We start from the raw sequence: 23,577 nt of genomic DNA on the forward strand, positions 1-23,577 counted from the left end.
GAAAACAGCTATAGCTGAATCACTTATGCCGTCGATAGCACGTTGCCACAGTCTGTGATGTAAGCACGCTACGAGGGCATTATGAATGAGGAAGGGCGAGGCGGCGACTTGGTCGATCAGGAGTTTTCGGATTTGCTGAGGATAGGAAGTTTGCTGGCGCAGATGACCGCGATCGAGGTTATAGTGCCCACGCACTACGAATGGCAGCTTTCCCCCGATCGCGGCTCCGAAGGCGACGGTCGTGTATCGGCCCGACGATGACACTCCGGATAGGCCGCGCCGTATGTAACTGCCATCCTTCATGGATTGAGGAGGAAAGGCAGGCCTGCACCCGACAGTTTGGGGAGCCCGAGGGCGATGGCCCTCGGAACTCAACTTCTTTCCGCTTTTTCAGCCGCATTCTCGGGCAAGGCACACGAGAGGATGCCTGCAGCGCCTTGGCCTCGCGCGCGGTGAGATTGGATTTTCCTACACCGGGGCCCTGCGGTATTCTCTCCGTTCGCTCTGCCGTGTGGGGGGCGGTCGGACAGGAAAGGGATGCGTGGCGGTACAATTCTGCAAGGGCCGGACGGCGGGGCGGGGTGGCGCAGGGTGGCGGAGGACGGGTGACACGATCTTCCCCTGGACAGTGTCAACTGTGTCAACCTGGCTGTCACCCTTGGGCCGATAGGAGCGTAAAATCGGGGCGGAGGTGCCAAGATCGTGCGCGGGGGTGGCTCGCGGCTTGCTGAATCCGTCTTGCTGGCCCTATAGGCGCACCCGAACAAGGCTGCGCACCTCCCGCGCGCGGCTCGAAAGCGCCGGATCGCCCGATCTGCCGTCCGGCCATTGGAGTTTGGAAACGTTCACATGCAGGATACCGACCGCGACCTGTTGCCCGAAGGGCTTGGAGACCGTCTGCCCGCGCAGGCCCGTGCCGCGCAGCATGTGCGCCGCGTGGGGCATGACGTTCTGGCCAGCCACGGCTACGCGCGCGTCGAGCCGCCGCTTCTCGAATTCGAGAAGTCGCTGGCGAGCCGCATGGCCGGTGTCCAGGCGCGCCGCATGTTCCGTTTCGTCGATCCCGCGTCGCTGCGCCTTCTTGCGCTGCGCTCGGACATCACCGCGCAAGTCGCGCGCATGGCCGCGACCAGCCTCGCCACTGCGCCGCGCCCGCTGCGCCTGTCCTATTCGGGCCCGGTCTCGACGATCAAGGGCGATGGCCTCGACCCCGCGCGCGAACGTCTGCAACTGGGCGCCGAGCTGGTTGGCACTGATACCGTTGCGGCCGCGGCCGAGATCGTGGAGCTGGCCATCGAGACCCTGGCGAGCGCCGGGGCGACCGGGATCTCGGTCGACTTCACGCTGCCGGATCTTGTCGACACGCTGAGCGCCGGGCCTCTGCCGCTGGACGCCGCGCAGATCGAGAAGGTGCGCGAGATGCTCGATGCCAAGGACGCAGGCGGACTCGTCGACGTGGGCGGCGAGGGCTATCTCCCGCTGCTCTACGCGGTCGGCCCGTTCGAGAGCGCCATCGCACAGCTGGAGTCGTTCCAGGCGGGCGGTGCGCTCGACAGCCGTATCGAGGGGCTGCGCGCCATTGCTGCGCGCGTGGGCGGCAAGGCGCGCCTCACGCTCGACCCGTCCGAGCGCCATGGCTTTGAATACCAGTCCTGGTTCGGCTTCACGATCTACGCCGAGGGCATTTCGGGCAGCCTGGGCCGGGGCGGGACCTACCAGATTCTCGGCCAGGCGGGCGAGGAGCCCGAGGCCGCGACCGGCTTCTCGCTTTATCCCGACCCGCTCATCGGCGCGCTTGCCGCCACCTCGGACGAGCCGCAAAAGCTTTTCCTCCCGTTGGGTTACGACGTGCAGGTGGCTGCCCAGCAGCGCGCCGTGGGCTGGATTACGCTGGCCGCGCTGTCGGACAGCGACGATCCCCGTGCGCTGGGCTGCTCGCACGTTCTGGAAGGGCGCGAGGCGGTCGCGCTGTAAGGGGCAGGGCGGCCTTGTGGGTAATGCAATTCCCCGCGAGGCGGCCTTCATGGCAATTCTATTGCAGATGGCGGCGTCCAAACCTTGCCCTTGGCGCCTCCTTCCCCTAGGGCGCGCCTCGGAACTTCAATTAGCAGTGAAAGCGTGAAGCGTTGGCAAACGTAACGGTGATCGGCGCCCAGTGGGGCGATGAGGGCAAGGGCAAGATCGTGGACTGGCTGGCCAGCCGGGCCGACGCGGTTGTCCGTTTCCAGGGCGGCCACAACGCCGGGCACACGCTCGTCGTGGGCGAGCAGGTCTACAAGCTGTCGCTGCTGCCTTCGGGCATCGTGACCGGCACGCTGTCGATCATCGGCAACGGCGTCGTGCTCGATCCCTGGCACCTAAAGTCCGAAATCGAGAAGCTGCGCGGCCAGGGCGTGGATATCAACGCGGACAACTTCGCGATCGCGGACAACTGCCCGCTGATCCTGCCGGTCCACCGCGAACTTGACGGTCTGCGTGAAGCGGCGGCAGGTGCGGGCAAGATTGGCACCACCGGTCGCGGCATTGGCCCGGCTTACGAGGACAAGGTCGGGCGCCGCGCGATCCGCGTGTGCGATCTGGCGCACCTCGACGCGCTCGAGCCGCAGCTTGACCGCCTGTGCGCCCACCACGATGCGCTGCGCGCCGGCTTCGGCCAGCCGCCCATCGACCGCGAAGCGCTGCTCAAGGAACTGGCCGAGATCGCACCGTTCGTGCTGCAGTTTGCAGGGCCGACCTGGCGCCGTCTCAACAAGGTGAAGAAGGCGGGCGCCCGCGTCCTCTTCGAAGGCGCGCAGGGCGTTCTGCTCGACGTCGACCACGGCACCTACCCCTTCGTCACCAGCTCGAACACGGTGTCGGGCACGGCGGCGAGCGGCTCGGGCCTTGGCCCGTCGGCCACCGGCTTCGTTCTGGGCATCGTCAAGGCCTACACCACGCGCGTGGGTTCGGGCCCGTTCCCGACCGAGCTCGACGATGAAACCGGCCAGCGTCTTGGCGAACGTGGCCATGAATTCGGCACCGTTACCGGCCGCAAGCGCCGCTGCGGCTGGTTCGACGCGGTCCTCACCCGTCAGTCCTGCGCCATCTCGGGCGTGACCGGCATTGCGCTGACCAAGCTCGACGTCCTTGACGGCTTCGAGAAGGTCAAGATCTGCACCGGCTATCGCCTTAACGGCAAGGTTCTGGACTACTTCCCGAGCCACGCCGCCGACCAGGCGAACGTCGAGCCGATCTACGAGGAAATGGACGGCTGGCAGGGCACGACCGCGGGCGCGCGCTCGTGGGCGGACCTTCCCGCGCAGGCGATCAAGTACATCCAGCGCGTGCAGGAACTGATCGAGACCCCGGTCGCGCTGGTCTCGACCAGCCCCGAGCGTGAAGACACCATCCTCGTGCGCGATCCCTTCGCGGACTGATCGCACGCTTGGCTTTTCTCCGCATAGGTGCGGACTGGCGGCCCGCTGAGGGCCTGATAGGATCGGGGCATGCGCTGGCTTGCCCCGATCCTTCTGTTTTGGGCCCTGGTCCCCGCGGCGGCGGAGGCTCCTGGGGCGCTGCCGGTGCTCGATTTCCTGCGCGTGACCAAGTCCACGCGGACGCTGGAACTCTGGCAAGGAGAGCCGGGGAAGGGCGGTCGTCTCGTCCATGTGATCGAGGGGCTGCAGTTCGGGGACAGCCCGCAAGGCCACAAGCGCTTCGAGGGGGATGAGCGCACGCCCGAGGGCCGCTACGTCATCGACTGGGGCAATCCCAATTCGCGCTACCATCTCTCGCTCCACATCTCCTATCCCAACGCAGCCGACCGGGCCTACGCAAGGGCGCGGGGGCGTTCGCCGGGCGGGATGATCATGCTGCACGGTCAGCCCAACGGTTGGGGAGAGGGACGTGTGCCGGGGGACTGGACCGACGGCTGTATCGCGCTCTCCAATGCCGAGATCGAGGCCTTGTGGGAGGCCGTACCCGACGGCACGCCAATCGAGATCCGTCCCTGATAGAAGGCATGATGCGCGGCTGTGCGCCCGTGCCGGGCAGGCATTTCTTTCTTTTCTGGGTTGCAAAAAGCGACATTGCTGCAATGTAAAACGCAAAACACACCCTGTTGCGGAAAAAGCTTAGGAGCCTAACTAAGCATCCATGCCTCACCGCGATTCCCTGTCCGCTGCTCTGCCAGCGCATGTCATGACACTTGCCCGTAGCTGGCGGCAGCTGGCCGATCGGGTGCTGGCCTCGCTCGAGATTTCCAATTCGACGGGCTACGCGCTGCTCCATCTCGAGCGTCGGGGGGGAGGCATGCGCCAGTCCGACCTGGCGCGTGAGATCGGTATCACCGAGGCCTCGCTGGTGCGTACCTTGCAACATCTCGAACGAGCGGGCCTTGTCTCGCGCGAAGGTGATCCCGAGGACGGTCGCGCCAAGATCCTCGACCTGACGGGCGAGGGCGCAGGCCTGGCGCGCAAGATTGATGCCCGGCTCATCGAGCTGCGCGCCGAACTGCTCGACGGGATCAGTGAAGAGGACCTCGCCACGACGGTCGAGGTTCTGGATCTCATTGCAGCCCGTATCAATGAGCGGCGCGCACGCACATGACCAACCGCTGGGGCATCAATGCCGCGGTGTTCTCACTCAAGTGCTACATCGCTTCCATGCTGGCGACCTTCATCGCCTTCTCGATCGGACTGGAGCGTCCCTACTGGGCGTTCCTTACTGCCTACATCGTCTCTGGCCCGTTTGCAGGCGCAGTCGTCTCGCGGGCCCTGTTCCGCCTGATCGGTACTTTCGTGGGCGCGTGCTTTGCGATCTTCATCGCGCCGCCGCTGGCGCATAGCCCCGTGCTGCTGGTCAGCGCCATGACGTGCTGGCTGGGGTTCTGCGTCTTCCTTTCGCTTCTCGACCGCAAGCCGACCTCGTACATGTTCGTGCTCTCGGGCTATACGGCGGGCCTCATCGTGTGGCCGATTGTCGATGCGCCGCAGCATGTGTTCGACGTTGCGACCCTGCGCGCGCAGGAGATCGCTATCGGCATCCTCTGCTCCGCGCTCATTCACGGCGTCGTCCTTCCAGGCTCGGTGTCGCGCGCGCTGGCAGGGCGCATGGCGGCGATTCTGAAGGACGCGGAAGTCTGGAGCCGCGACACGCTCGACCTTGAACCCGATCCGAAGATCGATATCGAGCGTCGCCGTCTTGCCCAGGACATCACCGAATTGCATCAGCAGTCGGTTCACCTTCCCTTCGAGACCACCCAACTTGCGCCGCGCGTGAAACTGGTGCGCGCGATGGAGGACAATCTCGCCCACCTCATGCCGCTGGGCGCGGCCATCGCTGATCGCATTGCCACCTTGCGTGCGCACGAGGCGCTGCCCGAGAGCACCATGGCTCTGATGGCCGATATTCGCAGCTGGATCGACACGCTGAATGACGACCTGGAAGCCATAGAGGAAACCGGCGATGCCTGATGGTGCGCTGCGCGGAACTGGAACCGGGGATTGATGCCCAGAGCGACTGGGTGACCTTGCTCCACATGAGCCTGGTCGCGCGGCTTGGCGAGCTGGTTCGTGCCCATCTCAACTGCCGGGTGCTCAAGGCGCAGTATGTCGCGCCCTCGACGCGTCCGGTCTCTGCCCGCATTCCTGCGCTTCTCTCCGACATCGGCGAGCGCCAGCTCAATCGCGACTACGGCGGCGCGGCGCGTGCGGCAGGCGGCGCGATGCTGACGGTCGTCGTGGGCTCGCTGATCTGGCATTTCAGCGGTTGGAGCGATGGAGGCACCTTCCTGATGCTGGCCTCGGTTTTCCCGGCGCTGTTCGGGGCGATGGATAATTCCCTCCCTCCGGTCGTCGGCTTCTTCAAGGGAACGGTTCTTTCCGTCGTTATCGCAGGGGCCTATGGCTTCGCGATCCTGCCCATGCTCGACGGGTTTCCCGAAATGGCGGTTTCACTGGCACCGGCGCTTCTGGTGCTGGGCGCGCTGATCGCCAATCCGAAGACGGCCGGATTTGCACTGCCTACGATGTTGGGCCTGGGAAGTCCCTTCATCATCTCCGAGCAGTATGGCGCGGACCTGGGGCCCGGGGTGCCTGCAACCTTCGCGACCTTCCTCAATTCCCAGATGGCGACGTTCGTGGCGATCTTCTTTGCCGCAGGTATGGTCCGCATCATTCAGACCGCCGGCGTCCATCACGCCATCAAGCGCAGCTTGCGCGCGGGCTGGAACGATCTGGCCGAGCGCAGCAACCGATGGGCCCGTCCCAACCTGCAGGGCTGGATCTCCCGCATGCTGGACCGCCAGGCCCAGCTCGGACCGCGGCTCAAGGCGGCAGGCAAGGCACCGGTGGAGCCGCATTACGACATCTTGCGTGATCTGCGCGCAGGTGTCGCCGTCGGCGAGTTGCGTGCCCTGCGCCTGGATATCGACAAGACACAGCACGCGCCCCTTACGGACGTACTGGTGGGGATGCAGGGCTATTACCGCAAGCTCACGCCCGAGGAGCCGCCCACCGACGATCCCACGCTCTTGGCCCGGATCGACGCGGCTCTTGCGCGTTTTCAGGCCAATCCTGTGGAAAGCGTCCGGCGCCGCGCCGCACTGCCCCTGATCACCCTTCGTCGCACCCTTTTCGCCGACGCTCCGCCATTCACGGGCGTCTCCACCCCTCCCGGAGGAAAGCCATGAACGGAGAGTTCTCGCTTAACGGCATCTACGTGCCGTCTCTGCTGGTCTTCGGGATCATCGCGTCGCTTTGCACGATTGTCCTGATCCGGCTGTTCAACCGCTTCGGCATCTACCGCTTCGTGGCCTATCGCGCGCTGGTGGACTTCGCCCTCTACGTCATCGTCTTCGGTGCCGTGGCCTTTCTTGCTCCCCATTTCGGTTTCGCCCCATGAAAAACATACTCGCCATGATCGGCCGCAGCGCGGCCACCATCGTCATTGTCCTCATCGCGATCGCGATCGCGATCTGGATGTGGAACCATTATGAGCGCAGCCCCTGGACGCGCGACGGGCGGGTCCGGGCCGAAGTCGTGCGCGTGACCCCGGACATTTCCGGGCTCGTCACCTCGGTCGAGGTCCAGGACAACCAGAAGGTGAAGGCGGGCGACCTGCTCTTCGTGCTCGACAAGCCGCGCTACACGCTGGCGGTCGAACAGGCGCAGGCCGGGGTGGCGAGCGCGCAGGCGACACTGGCGCAGGCCCGCCGCGAGGCGAACCGCGACCGGGCCCTCGGCGATCTTGTCGCCACCGAAACCCATGAGCAGAACCTGGCCCGCGTCCAGACGGCAGAGGCCGCACTCGCTGAGGCGAAGAGTGCGCTCGATGGCGCAAAGCTCAACCTGGAGCGCACGCAGGTCGTGGCTTCGGTTGACGGTACGGTGACCAACCTTGACCTGCATCCGGGCGACTACCTTGCCGCGGGCAACCAGGCGATGGCGCTGGTCGACCGCAATTCGCTGCGCATCGAGGGCTACTTCGAGGAAACCAAGCTTCCCATGATCCACATTGGCGCGCCGGTGACTGTGCATCTCATGGGCGAGGAGAAGGATCTCAAGGGCCGGGTTGAGAGCATCGCGGCGGGCATCTCGGACAGCTCGCGCGGGAACGCCAGCAACCTCCTGCCTGACGTGGAGGCGACTTTCGCCTGGGTGCGTCTGCCCCAGCGTATCCCGGTACGCGTGAAGCTGATCGACGTGCCCAAGGATGTGCGTCTCGTGCTGGGCCGCACGGCGACGGTGACGGTCGAGCAGCATGAAAAGGTCAAGGCCGAGCCGAAGAGCGGGGGGCAGTGATGCGAACGCTGCGTTCCTACGTGGCCCTTGGTGCGCTCGGGCTGGCGCTGGCTGGCTGCGCGACGGCCGGGCCGGACTATACGCCGCCCGAACACTCCGTGGCGAATACCCCGGCTGCGCAGGGCAGCTTCGATTCGGGCGACGACGGCGCCTTCGCGCAGGCTGATCTGCCCGACCACTGGTGGCGGCTCTACGAGGACCCGCGTCTCGACGCGCTGGTCGAAGAAGCGCTGAGCGCCAATGCTGACCTGCGCGCGGCCGAGGAGAACGTTTTGCGCGCCGATGGCGTCGTGCGCGAGCAGGCGGGCGAGTATGGTTTTGGAACCGAGCTTTCCGCCAACGTCCAGCAGGAGCGCAACTATTCGTTGCGTTCGGCCAACACCAACCTGCCTGGCGTGCTGACTGGAACCTTTGGTCTTTCGGTCACCTATCCGCTCGACCTGCACGGCAAGATCAAGCGCGGCATCGAGGCGAGCTTGGCGGACCGCGCGGCGCGCGAGGCGGCGCGTGACACGGTGCGCACGACGGTCGCGGCGGCGACCGCGCGGGCCTATGCTAATGTCTGTACGAGCAACTACCAGATCGCGACCGTGAAGAAGGTGGTGAGGCTGCAGGAAGAGACGCTCGATGCGACCAAGCGGCTTCAGAAGGGCGGGCGCGGCACCAGCTTCGATGTCAGCCGGGCGCAGACCGCTGTCGATGCGAGCCGGGCGAACCTTCCGGCACTCTATGCGCGGCGTAAAGGTGCGCTCTATCTGCTCGCGACCCTGCTCGGAAAGGCGCCTGCCGACTATCCGCGCGACGTCGAGAATTGTGCGAGCCTGCCCCGACTTTCACGCCCCTTGCCGATCGGCGATGGCGCGGCGCTGATCCGCCGCCGGCCTGACATCCGCGAGGCCGAGCGCACGATCGCGGCGGACACCGCGCGTATCGGCGTGGTGACAGCGGATCTCTATCCCTCGATCAGCCTTGCGGGCGGGATCATGGCATTCAACCAGGCAAAGAACCTGCCCAAGCAGGAATCGCTGAGCTTTGGCCTCGGGCCTTTGCTGAGCTGGAGCTGGCCCTACCAGTCCCAGGTCCGTGCCCGGATCGACCAGGCGAACTCGCAGGTGCGCGGGGATATCGCCCGTTTCGATGCGACGGTTCTGGAAGCGCTGCGCTCGGCCGAGACCTCGCTCGACGAGTACGCGCGGGGCCGCGAACGCGCGGCGGCACTGGGCAAGGCGGCGGACAGCGCCGGGGTTTCCGCGGCGCAGGCAAACAAGCTGTTCCGCTTCGGCCGCGCGGATTTCCTCTCGCTCCTGACCGCGCAGCGTGAACTGGCGAGTGCGGAAGTCTCCCATGCCGCGGCCGAAGCCGCGCTGGTCGACAACCAGATCGCCGTGTTCCTGGCGCTGGGCGGTGGCTGGCAGAAGGACGCGGATGAGGAAGCCGCCGCCGCGCAGGCGGCTGCAGACGCATCACAGGCTCCGGGGAATCCTGAGGCAAACTGACCGCTCGGGGGCGGTCAGGCCTGGCTCAGAAGTCGACCGCGATACCCTTGAGCACCCAGTCGCCGTAGCGCGTGGGGGAGACGCCTTCGGGCTCTTCCCCTTCGGGTGCTGTGGTCTTGGTCTCGCCCGTGGGCTCGGGCGCAGGCTCGTTCGTCCAGTGTGCGGGCTTCACGAAGCCTTCGGGACGGGTTGTTGCGCGCTTGATCATGGAGCCCCTACTGCGACGACTGGCGGGAAAAGGCAATCGCCTGTAAGGCGCGGCGATGGATATTCCCGGTCTTCCCGCGCGCCGTGCCGCGCTCAATCTCATCGATGCCGTGCTGCGGCGGGGCGAAACGCTCGACCAGGCCGCCAGTTCGGCACTTTCGCGCGTGCGTGGCGAGCCCGACCGGGCGCTGGCCCGCGCGATCGCGGGCGAGGTGTTGCGCTGGCGCGCCGACCTCGACGAGTTGATCGACAGCGCCACGCGCATGCCGCTGGCCGATGACGCCAAGGCCCGGGCGGTGCTGGAGATCATGCTGGCGCAGGTGCTGCGTCTTGAGACCCCAGCCCATGCCGTGATCGCGACCGGCCTGCCCCTTCTGGCCGGTGGTCCGCGCCGTCTGGCCCATGGAGTGTTTTCCACGCTTACCAGGCGCGGCATTTTTCTCCCGGACGTGCCCACCTTGCCCGACGCGCCGTATGAGCGTTGGGGTGGCCGTGCCGAGGACATTGCCAAGGGGCTCGCGCTGCCGCCCCCGCTCGACATTGCCCTGCGCGATGCGTCCGAGACGCCGAACTGGGCCGAGAAGCTGGGCGGAACCTCGCTCATGCCAGGGCACGTGCGGCTGGGACGTGGCACCCCTGTGACCGAGCTTGCCGGTTTCGGTGAGGGTGCCTGGTGGGTGCAGGACCTCGCAGCGAGCCTGCCTGCGCGCCTTCTTGGGACTGGTGGCGAGGGGCACCGTGCGCTCGACCTATGCGCCGCTCCCGGAGGCAAGACCATGCAACTGGCTGCGGCTGGCTGGGATGTGACCGCGCTCGACATTGCCGGACGTCGTCTCGAACGCCTGAGGGCGAATCTGGAACGCACGAACCTTGGTGCCGAGGTTGTTCAGGCCGACGCTTTGAAATGGGAGCCCGAGGCGCCGTTCGACGCAATCCTGCTCGACGCACCGTGCACCGCAACCGGAACTTGCCGCCGTCACCCCGAAGTGCTGCACCGCATCGGCCCGCGCCAGATCGATGAGATGGCCGAGATTCAGGCAAAGCTGCTTGCCCGCGCCGCCGAGTGGCTCGCGCCGGGCGGGGTGCTGGTCTATGCGGTCTGCTCGCTGGAGGAGGCCGAAGGTGAAGCACAGGCGCGCGCGCTCGAAGGACTCCAGCCCGAAGCGATCACGCAGGCGGAACTTCCCGATGGTCTGGCGCCGACAGAAGAAGGCTGGCTGCGCACCGATCCCGGCATGCTGGCCGGGCAGGGTGGTCTCGACGGCTTCTTCATCGCGCGCTGGCGCAAGGTGTAGAAGAGATCATTTATCAAGGGGCCATCGCCCCTTGACCCCAGAACTGGCGACCTCACCTTTGTCAGCCCATGTCGTGGGCGGGCGGTGAGGGCACGCATCGGATCATTCTAGAGGGGTTTCGCCCCTCAACTTTCCGGATAGCAGCCTTTCCCACCTCCTCCACCAGCGCCGCGCGAGCACACTGTGCCAGACAGTTTGGGGTGCCCGAGGGCGATGGCCCTCGGAATCATCCCTTCACGTGAGTGCTTTTCAGCCCACGAGGGCGCGGCGGCGGCGTACCATCAGGGCAAGACCGCCCAGGCCAAGGCCGAAGAGCAGCAGCATGCCCGGCTCGGGTACATCGGTTCCGCCCGAGGTGCTGCCGCCCGAGGTCGAGCCGCTGTGGGGATCGCCGCTGGGGTCCCAGCCACCTGCGAAGGTGCCCACGTGCATCTCGCCGTCCTGGTCGAGGCTGCCGAAGACGGCCGAACCCTCGATGTAGTTGCCCGTGCGCGCGTTCGCGTGCGGTGCGAGGACCGAGCCTTTCCACGCGGTCGAGAGAGACAGCTCCTCGGCCTCGGGGAAGTTCCAGATCACGTTCTCGCCAAGGCCGCTCGCATCGCCGAGGAAGTTGTCGTTGAGCGTGATCGCCTTGCCCGAGACATTGACGATGACGGTGTCCGCGCCGCCGGTGTCGAACGAAATCTCACCCACGCTGTCAAGCTGTGCCGCGGTGATGTTGAAGACGGCCGTACCGTCGGCTCCAGGCGTTGCCGTGAAGGTCGCGCGGTTGCCGCTAATCGTGACGGTGTCTGTCGCCGCCATTTGCCCCAGAGTATAGGAAAGTTCCTGGGTCGAGGTCGTGATCAGGCTCTTTTGCTGGGAGAGGTTCTGCACGAAGGCGGGATCGCTGGCACCAAGGCCCGACTGCACCACGTTGCTGTTCACATTGGTGTTGCTGATCGATCCGCCGACCAGAACCGTCTGCGTGCCGCCGTTGAGGTTGAACCCGCTCGCCACGTTGCCGCCGACGATGGCACCCGATCCGTTGTTGAGGTTCTTGATGTTGCCGGTGACGTCGCCGACGACGGTCAGGCCCGAAACCCCATTCGAATTGTCGACGCTTCCCGAAATTTGGTAGTTCGACGAGGAGCCGGTGAGGTTCCCACCGACCCAGGTCTTGCCTTCGACCTCCGAGGTGGAATCGAGGTCGCCCAGCACCACCAGGTTCCAGGTCCGCAGGATGTCGAGCCCCGAGACCATCGGGATCGAGTCGGCAAGAACGGCCGAAGGGGCGAGCGCCGCGGCCAGGGCGGCCGCGCCAAAGGCAATCTTGCGAATGTCGTTCATGGAGTAAGGAAAACCTGAGTTAACGGCGGATGCCTGACTTTCGGTCCGCTTACTGGGACTTGCCAATTGTATAAAGGTTAATTGAAGGACTGTCCCGTCCAAGGACAGTCCTTCGTGTACGGTAGGCGTCAGGCCTTTTCGCTTTTTACAGCGTTCTGGAAACTCTTGCGCAGTTTCATGAGCTTGGGCGGGATGACGGCCATGCAGTAGGGGTTGCGCTGCCCTTCACCTTCCCAATACTCCTGGTGGTAATCCTCGGCCGGGTACCAGGTCGCGGGACCTTCGATGGTGGTGACGACCGGATCCGTGCTGGTCTCGCCGGCACGGGCGATGGCGGCCACGGCTTCGGCGCGCTGCGCCTCGTCGAGGGGGAAAATCGCCGACCGGTACTGCGTGCCCACGTCATTGCCCTGGCGGTTGAGCTGCGTCGGATCGTGCGTGCCCAGGAACACGTCGAGGATCTGGGCATAGGAGATGGCGTTCGGATCGTACGTCAGGCGCACGCCTTCGGCATGGCCGGTCGCGCCCGTGCACACCTCCTTGTAGGTCGGGTTTTCGGTGGTGCCGCCGATATAGCCGCTCTCGACCTCGGTGACGCCGATGACGTCGCGGAATACCGCTTCGGTGCACCAGAAGCATCCGCCTGCCACGATGGCTGTTTCCATGATCTGTCCTGTCCTTATAACCGGGGGGGGTACCCTGTGCAGATAGGGATCGAAACCGTGCTTGTCATTGGCCGGGCGGACACTAGGTTCGCGCTTCAGGGAATTAGCGCGTGGACACTCCCTTCCGGATGGAGCCCGCGCCCTGCCTAGGAGGATACCGATGCGCCGTTTCATGCTTGCTCTTTCCACCTGCCTTGGGCTGATCGCGGCCCCGGTCACGGCTGATGCGGCCGAGGATGGCGCCGAAGTCGTCTCGTGCAATGGCTGCGAGGCGCTGCTCGAACTCGCGGCCGCCACCCCGGCCCGCAAGGACGACCGCGCCCGCGATGTCTATCGCCACCCCGTGGAAACCCTTAAGTTCATGGGCGTCGCACCGGACATGAAGGTTGGCGAATACGCACCGGGCGGCGGCTGGTATTCGCGCATGCTGGCCCCCTACCTTGCCGAAGAGGGGCATCTGACCGGCCTCTACTTCAACCCGGACGTGGTGCCCTTCGATGGCAGCAAGCTCGCCGAATCGGCTGCGGCTTTTCCGGGCAAGATCGTCGAATGGACCGGCGTCGATCCCGATTCGGTCTCGGGCATGACGCTGAAGGACATTCCCGATGCCGAGAAGGGCTCGTACGACCGCATCGTGCTGTTCCGCATGCTGCACAACATGATGAACTGGAACATCGCGGATTCCGAAATCAAGGCCATGCGCACGCTCCTCAAGGACGATGGTCTGCTGGGCGTTGTCCAGCACCGCGCCAAGGCCGATGCGCCCTTCAGCTATACCAATGGCAGCAAGGGTTACCTGCGCCAGGCCGATGTCGTGCGGCTGATGGAGCTTAACGGCTTCGAGCTCGTCGCCAGCTCGGAGATCAATGCCAACCCCAAGGACCCTGCCAACTGGGAAGGCGGCGTGTGGACGCTGCCGCCGCAGTTCGCGCTCAAGGAGCAGGATAAAGCCAAATATGCGGCCATCGGTGAAAGCGACCGCATGACGCTTCTTTTCCGCAAGCGGGACTGATATCGGCCCGGCCCATGAGCACCATCACCGTCGCCGCACTCCAGCTTCCCCTCGGCTCGCAGGTCGAGGCCGAGAACATCGCCGCTGTCTCCGCGCTTGTCGAGGAGGCAGCGGGCAAGGGCGCGCAGCTGATCCTGCCGCCCGAACTGTTCTCGGGCCCCTACTTCTGCAAGACCGAGGAGGAGGAACTCTTCGAGCTGGCCCGCCCGACCGAGGCACATCCCTCGGTCATCGCCATGCGTGAGCTGGCGGCGAGGCTCAAGGTGACGATCCCGACCAGCTTCTTCGAGAAGGACGGGCACCACTACTACAACACGCTCGCGATGATCGGACCGGACGGAGCGATCATGGGGACCTACCGCAAGAGCCATATTCCCGACGGGCCAGGCTACGAGGAGAAGTACTACTTCCGCCCGGGCAACGACGGGTTCAAGGTCTGGGATGTGCCGGTGAATGGTGAGGTCGTGCGCGTGGGCGTCGGGGTGTGCTGGGACCAGTGGTATCCCGAATGCGCGCGGGTCATGGCACTGATGGGCGCCGAGCTCCTGCTCTACCCCACCGCCATTGGTTCCGAGCCCTACGACGCCACGCTCGACACCAGTCGCATGTGGCGCCGCGCAATGATCGGTCACTCGGTCTCCAACTGCATGCCGGTGATTGCCGCCAACCGCATTGGCGTCGAAACCGAGTGTGGGACCGAGCAGACCTTCTACGGCCACTCCTTCATTTCCGACGAATGGGGCGATTACGTCACCGAATTCGGCAAGGAAGAGACGGGCGTGCTGGTGGCAACGCTTGATCTTGCACGTGCGGCGAAGCACCGTGCAGGGATGGGCTTCTTCCGGGATCGCCGCCCCCAGCTTTATGGCCGCATCGCGCAGGACGTCTGAGAGCGTGACCGGCACGGCGGGGCAGGGCGTGGCTCGGGATGAGGAGGGCGCCTATCTCCTCGCGCTGGGGTCGAACATGCGCCACCCGCGCATCGGCTCGCCGCGCCGGGTCCTTACGCGCGCGCTGGATCTGATCGGGGAGGAGATCGGCGAAGTCACGGCGATTTCGCCGTTCCTTGAGACACCCCCGGTCGGCCCCTCGCGCCGACGCTACCTCAACGCGGCCGCCATCGTCGAGACTGGGCAGGCTCCCTTGGCCGTTATGCGCGCACTTCTCGCAATCGAGGCGCGGCTGGGGCGAAAGCGCCTCGGCCAGGACTGGCAGTCGCGCGTCCTTGACCTTGATATCGTGCTGTGGAGCGCGGGTCCCTGGGCCGAGGATGACGGACACACCAGTCTCGTCCTGCCCCACCCCGCCTTCCGCCAACGCGACTTCGTCCTCGCCCCGGCACGCACCATAGCGGGCACCTGGCGGGATCCTCTGACAGGTTTGTCGATCAACCAGTTATACACCCGCTTGACCAAGCCCCGACATACCCCTAGGTGAGCCTCCACCAGATCCGCAAAGCGGCGTCGGGGGCCCTTAGCTCAGTCGGTAGAGCAACTGACTTTTAATCAGTAGGTCGCTGGTTCGAACCCAGCAGGGCTCACCACCTTTTCCAAACAAGATCCTGAAACTGCCCGGGGGGGCGAAGACCAAGTAGTCGCTTCGCGGTTGCCGAAGGTGGCAGGCAGGCTTGCACCGTGCCGAACTGCGTGCCTCCGCCTCAGTTACATGTGTCCCCTAGCGTCAGGGGCGAGCGATGTTGTTGCTGGCAGCTGTCGCGCGTAGCGGGAAGGCCGTTGGTGTGCTGGGTATCAGGAAGGGGAGCGGGGAAAGTGCCTCGCAGCTGGCGCGCATCTCGTCCATGTGCTCGTGGATGGTGCGTACCAGCAGCGCGATCTGCGCATCATCGGCCTGACGCAAAGCCGTCTCGGCACCCGCGGCAAGGGACTGCAGGTGCGTTGCGCCGAGCGTGTCGGCGCTCCCTTTCAGTTTGAAGAGCCGGCGGGCGAAGTGCAGGGTGGCCTCATCTTCCTCCATGTCCGCGTACTTGCGCGGTTCTACAAGGTCCTCGAACTGGTCAAGCAACTTGGCGACAAGGGTGATGAACAGCTCGCGATTGCCACACAGGCGCTGGTGCGACAACTCGTTGTCGATGCCTTTGATTTCGGGCCAGGGAGCATCTTTTTCAGGGGATGTTTCCGGGGTAGGTACCGGCCGGCGGCGCCCCGAACGATAGACGAAGCGCGCCCGGCCTGAATTTTTCGCTTCGGAGAGGGCCTGCGCAGCACGTTCGCCCAGGTCACGGGCTATGGCCTCGACCGTGGTTTCGGTGTCGATGTCGCTGGATGGCTCCAGGCAGGCAAGGCCCAGGCTGACGGTGACATGGTCTGCGACCCGGGAGCGCAGGTGCGGGAGCGCAGCGTCCTCCAGAGCTGTCAGGATCGTCTGTGCCACCTCGATGCCCCCGGCCGCAGGGGTGTGAGGCAGGATCAGGCTAGTTCCTCCCCGCCAATGCGCGCCACTGCGTCCGCGGGACGGCGCGCGCAGGTTTGTAGGAGTTGCGCGACCTTGCACAGGCACTCGTCACCCGCACCATGGCCATACTGGTCGTTGAAGAGCTTGAAATCATCGAGGTCGACGAGGATCAGGCTGAGCGGTTCGCGGCTTCGCCGAGCGCGGGCCAGTTCGTTGTGCAGCACCTCGTCATAGCGGCGTCGGTTGATGAGCCCGGTCAGCGGATCGGTCAGGTTGAGCAACTCAAGCTCGCGGGTCAGGCGGGCGAGTTCCAACTGCGTTTTTACGCGGGCGCGCAGAACCGCTCCGCGGGGTGGCTTGGAGATGAAGTCCACGGCGCCGCTTTCCAGACCTTCGATCTCGAAGTTTTCCCCGGTCTGGGCCGTGATGAAGATGATCGGCACGTGGGCAAGGCGCGCGTCGCTGTGCAGCGCACGGCACAGGTCAATTCCATGGGTGCCGGGCAACTCGGTATCCAGCAGGATCAGGTCGGGCACGCGCCGTGCGATCTGCTTCATCGCCTCACTTGCGTTCGCGGCTACGCGTGGCCGCGTCAGTGGGGCGAGCTGTTCGATGAGAATCTGGGTCATGATGGGATCGCCATCAATGGTGAGAATGTCGTGCTCCATCCCATACCCCTTTTGCCGTGCCGGGAAGGCCATGAAGGTAAATGCCAAATTAAAACGGCGGCCTAGGGGGAAGGTAGGTGTAACCTCTCGTATCGGCGTCAACCGACTTTGCCTCGGCGCGAGGCGACGAGGCTGTCAGGCTGGCGTTGCCATCGCCATCGCCATCGCCATCGCCATCGCCATCGCGGGGCCATGCGCAGCTAGGCCAGAATGCTGACCGCTTCGCGAACGACGGAGGAGGTCTGTATACTCTCCAGTGCGCCTTTGATGCGTATGGATTCGTTTGCGTGTTCCGCGCTCATGCGGTCGATCTGCTGGAATATCCGGCTGGTGTCGGGGTCCCGGATGTCAACGACGTAGTCCTGCTGCTCGAAGTGCTCGGCGAGGTCGGTGTACTTGCTGGCCCAGCCCAGGATTACGGCCGGAACCCCGCTCCTGTAGGCAAACACCACCGAGTGGTAGCGCGATGCAACGACGTATTTGAACCGGCTGATGATCTCGATCAGGGTCGGGCTCGAGTGTTCTCCGCTTATGATCTTTATGCGCTCGGGCTTGCAGACCTTGCCGAGCACACCGTTCACAAGGTTTGTGTCGGCGGTGGACGTGTTGATGATGTAGACATTCTCGCCGTTATCGATGAGCCGGTCGAGGATCTTCGCATAGAGATCGAGGACGGCGTTGGGATCGCCGATCCGGAAGACGTTCTGGTTGATGATGAAGCCGACGGAATCTTCAGGGGGGAGGTCGAACGGTTTGGCTGCCAGGGACGTATGGATGTCATCGGCTGTCGGGAAGATCTTTTCGCGGATGACCATGTCCTGCGACAAGGCGACGTTCGTGAGGCCAAGCGATGTGAGGCAGTCGTACCCCTCCTTTTCGCGCGCGTAGATCTTGAGGCAGTATTCCAGCTCGTCCTTGATCCGGGCAAGGAACTCGGAATTGTCCTCATCGGCCCAGTCGAAGGGGCCGAAGCTTTGCGGCATCAGGATGATCTTCTTGTTATAGGACCGGGCTATCCGGATCGTCTGGAGCAGCAGTTCTCCGGCCTGTTTGCTCCAGCCGGAGCCGAGCGTGTAGCCGCTGGCATCGAAGATGGCGTCAGCTTCGCGCAGTGCCTTTTCCATGGCGGGGACCTTGCCGTTCCACTTGTCGCTCTTTTTCCAGAGGCCGACCGAATAGGTCAGGAGCGATTCCAGGGGCAGAATCTTGTTGAGGTGATACTTGAATACACGGCGGGTGTAGTCGTCGTAGGGCAACATGTTGAAGGTGTATTGTTCCGGGTGATCATACTTGTTGGCAAAGCCCACGACCTCGCAGTCGGGATAGAGGGAGCGAAGGGTGTAATACAGCGAGAGGAACATGGCCTGGGAGCCCTTGTTTCGCATCTGTATGCCGGTGATCACGAATTTTTTCATAGCTGTTGCCCTCTCCCGCTGTGTCCGCATTCGGTGATCCCGGAGTAGGGGCGGCCTTGGCGGTCCTGCCATTCGTTTCCTGGGAAGATGCCTCGATAACAGCGTGTCATGAATATGTGTCTGCACATGTATCGCGCCGCCTTGGCGGGAGCCTTCGCAGGGTCTGCGTTATCAGGGCGTGCGCCGGGGTACATCTGCATAAAGGGGATTAGCACGTTATCGACATCGCATATGCCGATGGGCGCGGGGCCCGAGCGCGAAGGACTGGGCGACCCACAGGTGGAGGGGGATGCCGTGCCCCTTAGCGTAGGCATTCGCATGCCCACCTCATGCCGTGGGGCCATACCAGTGGCGAAGGGATTGGCCACTGATCCGTTCCAGGGCCTCGATCGAAGGGCTGTAATAGTCGTTGAGGCGCTTGCGCAGATCCTCCGTCAGTGGCGGGTACTGGACCTTGCGGGCAATCAGACCCCGCAGGGATTCGAAGGCGGGCGTGCCGCGCAAGGGGCGAGCGAGGGGCTTCATCCAGGCAAGGCGCTTTCGCAGGATGGGCGGGACGAGCGGGGCCGTCTTGTCCTTGACCTTCCCCCCGCCATCGCTGGCGAGAGCGCGTGATGGCAAGCCCAGGTGGGAGCGAACAAGGGCCATCTGCGCGTCGGGATCGCCCATGACGCCTTCGAAGAACAGGACCAGAAGCCGCTCCTCACCAAAGAGCTCGATATAGGGCTTCAGGTGCGCGGCGAAGTTCCCCGAACCCAGGAGTTGCATGTTCTCGCTGGTCGCAGGATCGAGGTAGGACGTGATGTCCGAGCCGACCTCTCCGCGCCGGAACAGCATGCAGTAGCCCGAGTAGGCGCGTTCGACCGGATTGCGCAGTTGGGCAACCAGCTTCACGTGCGGAAGGTGGCGATGCAGACGGGCCGCTGCCTCGGGTGAATAGAGGTACGAGTTGGACTTTTCGCCAACGGTCCGGCCCGCCGGGTCCGTGTCGAACTGGGAGAGGTACCAGTCCTGACCGCGCGCGTATTCCCGCGAGAAGTAATGAAGTTCCGGGTCCGGCAGATAGACACCCGGATCGGACTGCAGTTGCTTCTGGAGCCAGGTGGTCGCTGATTTGGCGGCTCCAATGATGACGAAGTCGATGTCATTGAACTGCATGGGCGGACAAGGCCTTCTGGTTGATGCACTGCCACGGCCGGCAACGTGAACGGTTGTCGGTGCGACTTAGGTACAAGTTGGGCGTGTAGCCTCGCAATTACCTCTTAGGTTGAGCGCTGCGTAAAAAGGGGCATGTCGGAGGTGGCCTTGTGGCTCTTCCGGTCAGTGCCAGGCCTCACTTGTGGAAGATGCGCTCGTGGAAGAAGCGCCGGTAGGGGTAGCGCTCCAGCGCGCGGTAGACACCTTCGGTCAGCAGCAGCGTCAGCGGGATCGTGCAGGCGAGGAAGAGTACGATCGACACGAGCCAATCCGATGTGAACAGGCCAGCTTTCACGAATACCGCGCGCAGCCCGTAATAGGTGTAGGGATGGCAGATGTAGAGGCTGTAGCTGACCGTGCCGAGATAGGATGAGAAGCGGTTTGCCAGAAGGCGTGAGGTCAGGCTGTTCGGGCTGATCGCCAGGTAGAAGTAGGCGATTGTGGCAAGAAACACGGCATAGGTACGCGGGTCCGAGAGATCGCCGTGCCCGAAGGTATAGTGCCGCACCGAGGCCAGGATAAGGCATGCGGCGAAGGTCAGGATCTCGAGCCAGGGGCGCAGCCGTAGCGGCGGCCAGACCTGGCGTTCGTGGAGCAGGCGTACCGCGATCCCACCGAGGAAGAACGCCATGGCGGGATAGCGCCACAGGAACATCAGCGAAATGGCCGCGAGGGCCAGCGTGAGGCTCTTGTTCCCGGTGCGAACGCCGGTGTGCACGATGAGGCAGCAAAGCGTGTAGAAAACGACTTCGTAGCTCAGGCTCCAGGCGTTGGGCGTCAATTGCTCGGTGTGGGTGAGCAGGTTGATCATCAGCAGCGCAGGCACGATCGAGCGCCAGTCGTTGAGCGCGGGATAGGCGTTGGTGAGGGCGTTCGCGCAAATGAACACGAGCGAGAAGGCGAGGAACAGCGGGTAGAGCCGCAGCAGGCGGCGCAGGGCGAACTCGCGCGGGGAATAACGCATGACACTGGGTAGAATGACGAAGCCACTGATCACGAAGAACAACCACACGCCCCAGCGTCCGAAGTTCCAGGGCGCGTAGGTCAGGGCAAGATAGGCCGGGACGTTGGCGTAGACGTGCTCGCCCACGCCGCCGAGCATATGGGCGAGGAAGACCATGAACGCGGCCACGCCGCGAAGGGCATGGACGGTGGTGTTGAAGGTCCGCTCCTGAACGTGCGGGCGCTCGGGCGCGGCCGCGTTCTGAGCCGTGCGCGGGGCAAGGCGGTCGGGAGCTGTCGGGGCGAGGGTGTCGAGCCGGTCGAGCATGGGCGAAAGGGCCTGGTGATCCTGTTCTGGGTCCCAAGATGGTCGAGGGCAGATGGCAAGAGCGGGGACTTGCCGATGCCGGATACCGCGGGGACGCAGGCCGAGCGTCGCGGGGAAGGCGGCCCGGGTCAATTGCCCTGAATTGCCGCGATGTGCCTCGAAAGATGGAGCGAAAAGGCATGAACGGGGCGACTTCGGGGAGCCCCCGAAAGGCCATGGGCCACCCCCTTTGCGCCCTTGTTCCGGCGAGGGCGCAAGGGCAGCGTGGAGGCCGTGCGTCAAGGTCGGCGCGCCTGTCCGCGTGCATGTCCACCTGGCCCCTGAAAGGAGTGTCTTCGTGGCAACCCCTGTCCGGCTTTACTCTTCCGCTAGTGGTCCGAGCCCGAGGAGCCTCCCTTGTGCGGGGTGGCAGGTGCAAGGGTGACCCGGCTGAGGGGGGCGGCCCTGCGCTCCGAACTCGTGCTGGCTCTGCGCTTCGGTCTTGTCGGGCTTGCCAATACGGCGATCGGCTATGGCCTGATCCTTGTCTGGCTCCTTGCGGGCGTCGGTGACTATGGCGCCAACGTCCTGGGCTTCGCGCTGGGCTTTCCGATCTCCTATGCGCTGCACCACAGGCTTACCTATCGACGCCGGGAGCGATGAGCCGCCAGGCTCTGCGGGCCTATGCACTCGCCTTTGCGGCGTCCTATGCCGTCAATCTGGGGGTCGTGGCCGCGGGGCGCGCGCTGGGTCATGCGGGCAGTCCGCTGGTGCAGGGGCTGGCCGTCCTGGCCTATGCCGCCTGCCTTTTCGTTCTCACTCGCTGCCTTGTTTTCCGTTCTTCACAAGCGAGACGACCTGCGGAAAGTTGAGCTGGCTCTCGACGATCGGCTTGATCTCGGTCTTGGCCTGCAGGAACAGGCGGCCCACGTACTCGCCCAGGATCCCCATGAAGATCGCGTTGATCGCGATCGACATCAGGAGGAGGATCGTGGTGGTGGCAAAGCCGTCCGGCCAAGCCTGGCCGAAGATAAGACGCCCGACCAGGTAGACGAAGGTCAAAAGGAGGCTGAGCAGGCCGATGACCAGCCCTGCAATCGAGGCCAGGCGCAGCGGCAACAGCGAATGGTTGAGCACCCCATCGACCGCGAGCGAGAGCATCGACTTGAGGGGGAACTTGCTCCCCCCCTCGGTGCGGCCCATGCGGTCGTACTCGAGCCCGACCTGGGAAAAGCCCATCGCGCTGATGAGCCCGCGCAAGTAGGGCGAGGCATCAGTGACCTTCTGGAGTTCAACCAGGATGCGCCGGTCGACGAGGCGGAATTCGCCCACGTTGACGGGGAGTTCGTCCTCGCTGATGAACGACACGAAGCGGTAGTAGAGGCGCCGCAACGAGGCGATCACGAACCCGTCCTGCAAGGTGCGCCGGATGCCGTAGACGACCTGGTGCCCGATGCGCCAGAGTTGCAACATCTTTGGGATGAGTTCGGGCGGGTCCTGCAGATCGCAGTCGAGCTGGATCGCGCAGGCCCCGCTGGCCGCCTGATAGGCCGTCAGCAGCGAGCGCTGGTAGCCGTAGTTGCGCGAGAAGCGGATCACCTTGAGCGCGGGATCCTTTGCTGCCAGTTCTTCCAGCAGCGGGAAGGTCCGGTCGGTCGAGTGGTTGTCGGTGACGATGATCTCGTAGTCATAGTCGGGCAGCTGGCGGAAGACCTTGACGATGGTCTCGTAGCAGCGAACGACGTTACCTTCCTCGTTGTAGGCCGGAACCAGGACCGAGACCAGCGTCCGGGGCGTGCAGGTGGACCCGGTGATGCCAGGGCCGGTCACGACCAGGTCTCGGCTAGATGGGCCTTGGCAAGATGGTTTTGGGCAAGATGGTTCTGGGCGAGGCGTGCGGCGCGTGCGCGGCGCTCGGATGCGATGGTTTGCACAAGTCCTTCCTCCAGCCCGATCGCACAGCGCCAGCCAAGACGATGCCAGGCAAGTTCCGGGCAGGTGCGAAGTTCCGTCACTGGACGTCGCGAGGCTCCACTGTCCGGTCGCACGAAGTCCGCGGGGGCGCCGATCAGGGCGCGCAACGTCTCGAGCACGTCGGCCATGCGCGGGGCATGGCCCGATCCGATATTGATGACAGGGCAGTTGGCGGGCACGATGTCGGCGATCCGCATCAGGCCCGCAACGGCATCCTCGACGTGCATCAGATCGCGGCGGTCGTCTGGTGCGCTCAGGGTAATCGGGCGCTCGTCGAGGAAGGCGTCGATCGCCTCGGCGAGGAGAAATGCGCGTGATTGGTCTGGCCCGTAGCACAAGGCGAGCCGGGCCGTGACGACGGGGAAGGGCAGGCAGGCAGCCAGCACGTCGAGGGCGGCGGTCACAGCGAGCATGCCCGCGCCATAGGGCGTGGCCGGGCGGACGGGGCCGTCTTCACGGCTGGGCACGTCTGTCGGGCCATATTCGGCCAACGTTCCCGCGCGGACAACGATCCGGGGCGGGACGGGCAGGCTGGCGAGGGCCTCTACAAGGGGCAGCGTGGTCGTGAGGCTGGAGTGTATCGCGGTGTCGACCGCTGCGATGGGGGATGCCGCCCGGGGCCGTGTATCCGCGGCAAGATGATAGACGTGGGTGGGCGAAACCTCCTTGAGGCAGGCCTCGAGGGCCGTGCGGTCGCTCAGGTCGATCCTGTGCAGCGTGATCCGGTCCAGCACGGGTGCCAGCCGTTCGAGCCGGGTCGAGCGCCGCACGAGAGCATGGACCTGTGCCCCGCGTTCAAGGAGGCTCCGCACCAGGTGCGCGCCGACGAAGCCGGCGGCACCTGTCACGAATGAGACACTGGAAAGCACGCAATCCT

General features: G+C 64.7%; 23 protein-coding genes, 1 tRNA gene and 1 pseudogene. 15 read left to right on the forward strand and 10 right to left on the reverse strand.

Annotated elements, in window-relative coordinates; translation table 11 throughout:
- The first annotated feature begins 849 nt into the window (after window positions 1–849).
- The 9 genes from MBENS4_RS15075 (at window position 850) to MBENS4_RS15110 (ending at window position 9,277) form a co-directional block, all read left to right on the forward strand.
- The gene (locus MBENS4_RS15075) at window positions 850–1,974 is read left to right on the forward strand and encodes an ATP phosphoribosyltransferase regulatory subunit (protein WP_039392690.1); all 1,125 of its coding nucleotides are present in this window, start codon (window positions 850–852) and stop codon (window positions 1,972–1,974) included.
- A gap of 152 nt (window positions 1,975–2,126) precedes the next feature.
- Entirely contained in the window at window positions 2,127–3,416 is a 1,290-nt protein-coding gene (locus MBENS4_RS15080) for an adenylosuccinate synthase (RefSeq protein ID WP_039392691.1), read from the forward strand.
- Window positions 3,417–3,485: 69 nt separating this feature from the next.
- A complete protein-coding gene (locus tag MBENS4_RS15085) occupies window positions 3,486–3,992 on the forward strand; it encodes a L,D-transpeptidase family protein (protein ID WP_039392692.1) in 507 nt (168 codons plus the stop codon).
- A 187-nt stretch (window positions 3,993–4,179) separates the two neighbouring features.
- Window positions 4,180–4,587, forward strand: coding sequence for a MarR family winged helix-turn-helix transcriptional regulator (locus MBENS4_RS15090; protein ID WP_239026490.1), 408 nt, complete (start codon window positions 4,180–4,182; stop codon window positions 4,585–4,587).
- Window positions 4,584–5,453 carry an FUSC family protein gene (locus MBENS4_RS27220; protein ID WP_255352664.1) on the forward strand — a complete coding sequence of 290 codons (870 nt, stop codon included), beginning with the start codon at window positions 4,584–4,586 and terminating at the stop codon, window positions 5,451–5,453. Before MBENS4_RS15090 ends, MBENS4_RS27220 begins: the two co-directional genes overlap by 4 nt.
- Window positions 5,453–6,670, forward strand: coding sequence for an FUSC family protein (locus MBENS4_RS27225; RefSeq protein WP_255352665.1), 1,218 nt, complete (start codon window positions 5,453–5,455; stop codon window positions 6,668–6,670). The genes MBENS4_RS27220 and MBENS4_RS27225 overlap by 1 nt, the downstream gene beginning before the upstream one ends.
- Window positions 6,667–6,882 (forward strand): DUF1656 domain-containing protein, encoded by a 216-nt coding sequence (locus tag MBENS4_RS15100; RefSeq protein ID WP_039392694.1) that lies wholly within the window; start codon window positions 6,667–6,669, stop codon window positions 6,880–6,882. The genes MBENS4_RS27225 and MBENS4_RS15100 overlap by 4 nt, the downstream gene beginning before the upstream one ends.
- Window positions 6,879–7,781, forward strand: a complete 903-nt coding sequence (locus MBENS4_RS15105; protein ID WP_039392695.1) for an efflux RND transporter periplasmic adaptor subunit — start codon at window positions 6,879–6,881, stop codon at window positions 7,779–7,781. Before MBENS4_RS15100 ends, MBENS4_RS15105 begins: the two co-directional genes overlap by 4 nt.
- Window positions 7,781–9,277, forward strand: a complete 1,497-nt coding sequence (locus MBENS4_RS15110; protein ID WP_052322628.1) for a TolC family protein — start codon at window positions 7,781–7,783, stop codon at window positions 9,275–9,277. The genes MBENS4_RS15105 and MBENS4_RS15110 overlap by 1 nt, the downstream gene beginning before the upstream one ends.
- A 25-nt stretch (window positions 9,278–9,302) precedes the next feature.
- Here the strand turns inward: MBENS4_RS15110 and MBENS4_RS15115 are convergent, their stop codons facing one another.
- Window positions 9,303–9,485: a DUF1674 domain-containing protein gene (locus MBENS4_RS15115; protein ID WP_052322424.1), complete on the reverse strand. Its 183-nt coding sequence runs from the start codon at window positions 9,483–9,485 to the stop codon at window positions 9,303–9,305.
- Window positions 9,486–9,540: 55 nt separating this feature from the next.
- Between MBENS4_RS15115 and MBENS4_RS15120 the strand changes: the two genes are divergently transcribed.
- Window positions 9,541–10,779, forward strand: a complete 1,239-nt coding sequence (locus tag MBENS4_RS15120) for an RsmB/NOP family class I SAM-dependent RNA methyltransferase (RefSeq protein ID WP_039392697.1) — start codon at window positions 9,541–9,543, stop codon at window positions 10,777–10,779.
- A 249-nt stretch (window positions 10,780–11,028) separates the two neighbouring features.
- Here the strand turns inward: MBENS4_RS15120 and MBENS4_RS15125 are convergent, their stop codons facing one another.
- The gene (locus MBENS4_RS15125) at window positions 11,029–12,108 is read right to left on the reverse strand and encodes a choice-of-anchor A family protein (RefSeq protein ID WP_144400960.1); all 1,080 of its coding nucleotides are present in this window, start codon (window positions 12,106–12,108) and stop codon (window positions 11,029–11,031) included.
- A gap of 128 nt (window positions 12,109–12,236) precedes the next feature.
- The gene (gene msrA, locus MBENS4_RS15130; protein WP_039392698.1) at window positions 12,237–12,773 is read right to left on the reverse strand and encodes a peptide-methionine (S)-S-oxide reductase MsrA; all 537 of its coding nucleotides are present in this window, start codon (window positions 12,771–12,773) and stop codon (window positions 12,237–12,239) included.
- Window positions 12,774–12,933: 160 nt separating this feature from the next.
- Here msrA and MBENS4_RS15135 point away from each other — a divergent pair, with 160 nt between their 5' ends.
- The 4 genes from MBENS4_RS15135 (at window position 12,934) to MBENS4_RS15150 (ending at window position 15,328) form a co-directional block, all read left to right on the forward strand.
- Window positions 12,934–13,785 (forward strand): class I SAM-dependent methyltransferase, encoded by an 852-nt coding sequence (locus tag MBENS4_RS15135; protein ID WP_039392699.1) that lies wholly within the window; start codon window positions 12,934–12,936, stop codon window positions 13,783–13,785.
- 14 nt (window positions 13,786–13,799) lie between these two features.
- Window positions 13,800–14,675 (forward strand): N-carbamoylputrescine amidase, encoded by an 876-nt coding sequence (gene aguB, locus MBENS4_RS15140; protein ID WP_039392700.1) that lies wholly within the window; start codon window positions 13,800–13,802, stop codon window positions 14,673–14,675.
- 4 nt (window positions 14,676–14,679) lie between these two features.
- Window positions 14,680–15,222 (forward strand): 2-amino-4-hydroxy-6-hydroxymethyldihydropteridine diphosphokinase, encoded by a 543-nt coding sequence (gene folK, locus MBENS4_RS15145; RefSeq protein ID WP_242404965.1) that lies wholly within the window; start codon window positions 14,680–14,682, stop codon window positions 15,220–15,222.
- A gap of 30 nt (window positions 15,223–15,252) precedes the next feature.
- Window positions 15,253–15,328, forward strand: a tRNA-Lys gene (locus MBENS4_RS15150).
- A gap of 137 nt (window positions 15,329–15,465) precedes the next feature.
- Here MBENS4_RS15150 and MBENS4_RS27425 read toward each other — a convergent pair.
- The 5 genes and pseudogenes from MBENS4_RS27425 to MBENS4_RS15170 all read right to left on the reverse strand — a co-directional run bounded on the left by MBENS4_RS27425 (window position 15,466) and on the right by MBENS4_RS15170 (window position 20,747).
- Entirely contained in the window at window positions 15,466–15,864 is a 399-nt protein-coding gene (locus MBENS4_RS27425) for an Hpt domain-containing protein (RefSeq protein ID WP_340140859.1), read from the reverse strand.
- Window positions 15,865–16,026: 162 nt separating this feature from the next.
- A pseudogene (locus MBENS4_RS15155) lies at window positions 16,027–16,898 on the reverse strand (diguanylate cyclase domain-containing protein); the annotation flags it as partial.
- Between the two features lie 167 nt (window positions 16,899–17,065).
- Complete coding sequence (locus tag MBENS4_RS15160; RefSeq protein ID WP_159108075.1) at window positions 17,066–18,310, reverse strand: polysaccharide pyruvyl transferase family protein; 1,245 nt, start codon at window positions 18,308–18,310, stop codon at window positions 17,066–17,068.
- Window positions 18,311–18,607: 297 nt separating this feature from the next.
- A complete protein-coding gene (locus tag MBENS4_RS15165) occupies window positions 18,608–19,438 on the reverse strand; it encodes a sulfotransferase family protein (RefSeq protein WP_039392702.1) in 831 nt (276 codons plus the stop codon).
- A 175-nt stretch (window positions 19,439–19,613) separates the two neighbouring features.
- The gene (locus tag MBENS4_RS15170) at window positions 19,614–20,747 is read right to left on the reverse strand and encodes an acyltransferase family protein (protein ID WP_039392703.1); all 1,134 of its coding nucleotides are present in this window, start codon (window positions 20,745–20,747) and stop codon (window positions 19,614–19,616) included.
- Between the two features lie 420 nt (window positions 20,748–21,167).
- On the opposite strand from MBENS4_RS15170, the gene MBENS4_RS15175 reads away from it, so the two are divergent.
- Window positions 21,168–21,389 (forward strand): GtrA family protein, encoded by a 222-nt coding sequence (locus MBENS4_RS15175; RefSeq protein WP_039392704.1) that lies wholly within the window; start codon window positions 21,168–21,170, stop codon window positions 21,387–21,389.
- A gap of 153 nt (window positions 21,390–21,542) precedes the next feature.
- On the opposite strand, the gene MBENS4_RS15180 is transcribed toward MBENS4_RS15175, so the two are convergent.
- Window positions 21,543–22,556, reverse strand: coding sequence for a glycosyltransferase family 2 protein (locus MBENS4_RS15180; protein WP_242404966.1), 1,014 nt, complete (start codon window positions 22,554–22,556; stop codon window positions 21,543–21,545).
- Window positions 22,553–23,569 (reverse strand): NAD-dependent epimerase/dehydratase family protein, encoded by a 1,017-nt coding sequence (locus MBENS4_RS15185; RefSeq protein WP_159108076.1) that lies wholly within the window; start codon window positions 23,567–23,569, stop codon window positions 22,553–22,555. The genes MBENS4_RS15180 and MBENS4_RS15185 overlap by 4 nt, the downstream gene beginning before the upstream one ends.
- Window positions 23,570–23,577: the final 8 nt, after the last annotated feature.

It is taken from the genome of Novosphingobium sp. MBES04 (assembly GCF_000813185.1).
Lineage (GTDB): Bacteria > Pseudomonadota > Alphaproteobacteria > Sphingomonadales > Sphingomonadaceae > Novosphingobium > Novosphingobium decolorationis.

What these genes read in the sequence shown, in the direction of transcription:
- MBENS4_RS15115 (WP_052322424.1), bottom strand. Translation starts at nt 9,485, where the DNA reads ATGATCAAGCGCGCAACAACCCGTCCCGAAGGCTTCGTGAAGCCCGCA.
- msrA (WP_039392698.1), bottom strand. Translation starts at nt 12,773, where the DNA reads ATGGAAACAGCCATCGTGGCAGGCGGATGCTTCTGGTGCACCGAAGCG.
- MBENS4_RS15160 (WP_159108075.1), bottom strand. Translation starts at nt 18,310, where the DNA reads ATGCGGACACAGCGGGAGAGGGCAACAGCTATGAAAAAATTCGTGATC.
- MBENS4_RS15165 (WP_039392702.1), bottom strand. Translation starts at nt 19,438, where the DNA reads ATGCAGTTCAATGACATCGACTTCGTCATCATTGGAGCCGCCAAATCA.
- MBENS4_RS27225 (WP_255352665.1), top strand. Translation starts at nt 5,453, where the DNA reads ATGGTGCGCTGCGCGGAACTGGAACCGGGGATTGATGCCCAGAGCGAC.
- MBENS4_RS15105 (WP_039392695.1), top strand. Translation starts at nt 6,879, where the DNA reads ATGAAAAACATACTCGCCATGATCGGCCGCAGCGCGGCCACCATCGTC.
- MBENS4_RS15085 (WP_039392692.1), top strand. Translation starts at nt 3,486, where the DNA reads ATGCGCTGGCTTGCCCCGATCCTTCTGTTTTGGGCCCTGGTCCCCGCG.
- MBENS4_RS15170 (WP_039392703.1), bottom strand. Translation starts at nt 20,747, where the DNA reads ATGCTCGACCGGCTCGACACCCTCGCCCCGACAGCTCCCGACCGCCTT.
- MBENS4_RS15075 (WP_039392690.1), top strand. Translation starts at nt 850, where the DNA reads ATGCAGGATACCGACCGCGACCTGTTGCCCGAAGGGCTTGGAGACCGT.
- MBENS4_RS27220 (WP_255352664.1), top strand. Translation starts at nt 4,584, where the DNA reads ATGACCAACCGCTGGGGCATCAATGCCGCGGTGTTCTCACTCAAGTGC.
- MBENS4_RS15135 (WP_039392699.1), top strand. Translation starts at nt 12,934, where the DNA reads ATGCGCCGTTTCATGCTTGCTCTTTCCACCTGCCTTGGGCTGATCGCG.
- MBENS4_RS15125 (WP_144400960.1), bottom strand. Translation starts at nt 12,108, where the DNA reads ATGAACGACATTCGCAAGATTGCCTTTGGCGCGGCCGCCCTGGCCGCG.
- MBENS4_RS15100 (WP_039392694.1), top strand. Translation starts at nt 6,667, where the DNA reads ATGAACGGAGAGTTCTCGCTTAACGGCATCTACGTGCCGTCTCTGCTG.
- MBENS4_RS15120 (WP_039392697.1), top strand. Translation starts at nt 9,541, where the DNA reads ATGGATATTCCCGGTCTTCCCGCGCGCCGTGCCGCGCTCAATCTCATC.
- MBENS4_RS15090 (WP_239026490.1), top strand. Translation starts at nt 4,180, where the DNA reads ATGACACTTGCCCGTAGCTGGCGGCAGCTGGCCGATCGGGTGCTGGCC.
- MBENS4_RS15110 (WP_052322628.1), top strand. Translation starts at nt 7,781, where the DNA reads ATGCGAACGCTGCGTTCCTACGTGGCCCTTGGTGCGCTCGGGCTGGCG.
- aguB (WP_039392700.1), top strand. Translation starts at nt 13,800, where the DNA reads ATGAGCACCATCACCGTCGCCGCACTCCAGCTTCCCCTCGGCTCGCAG.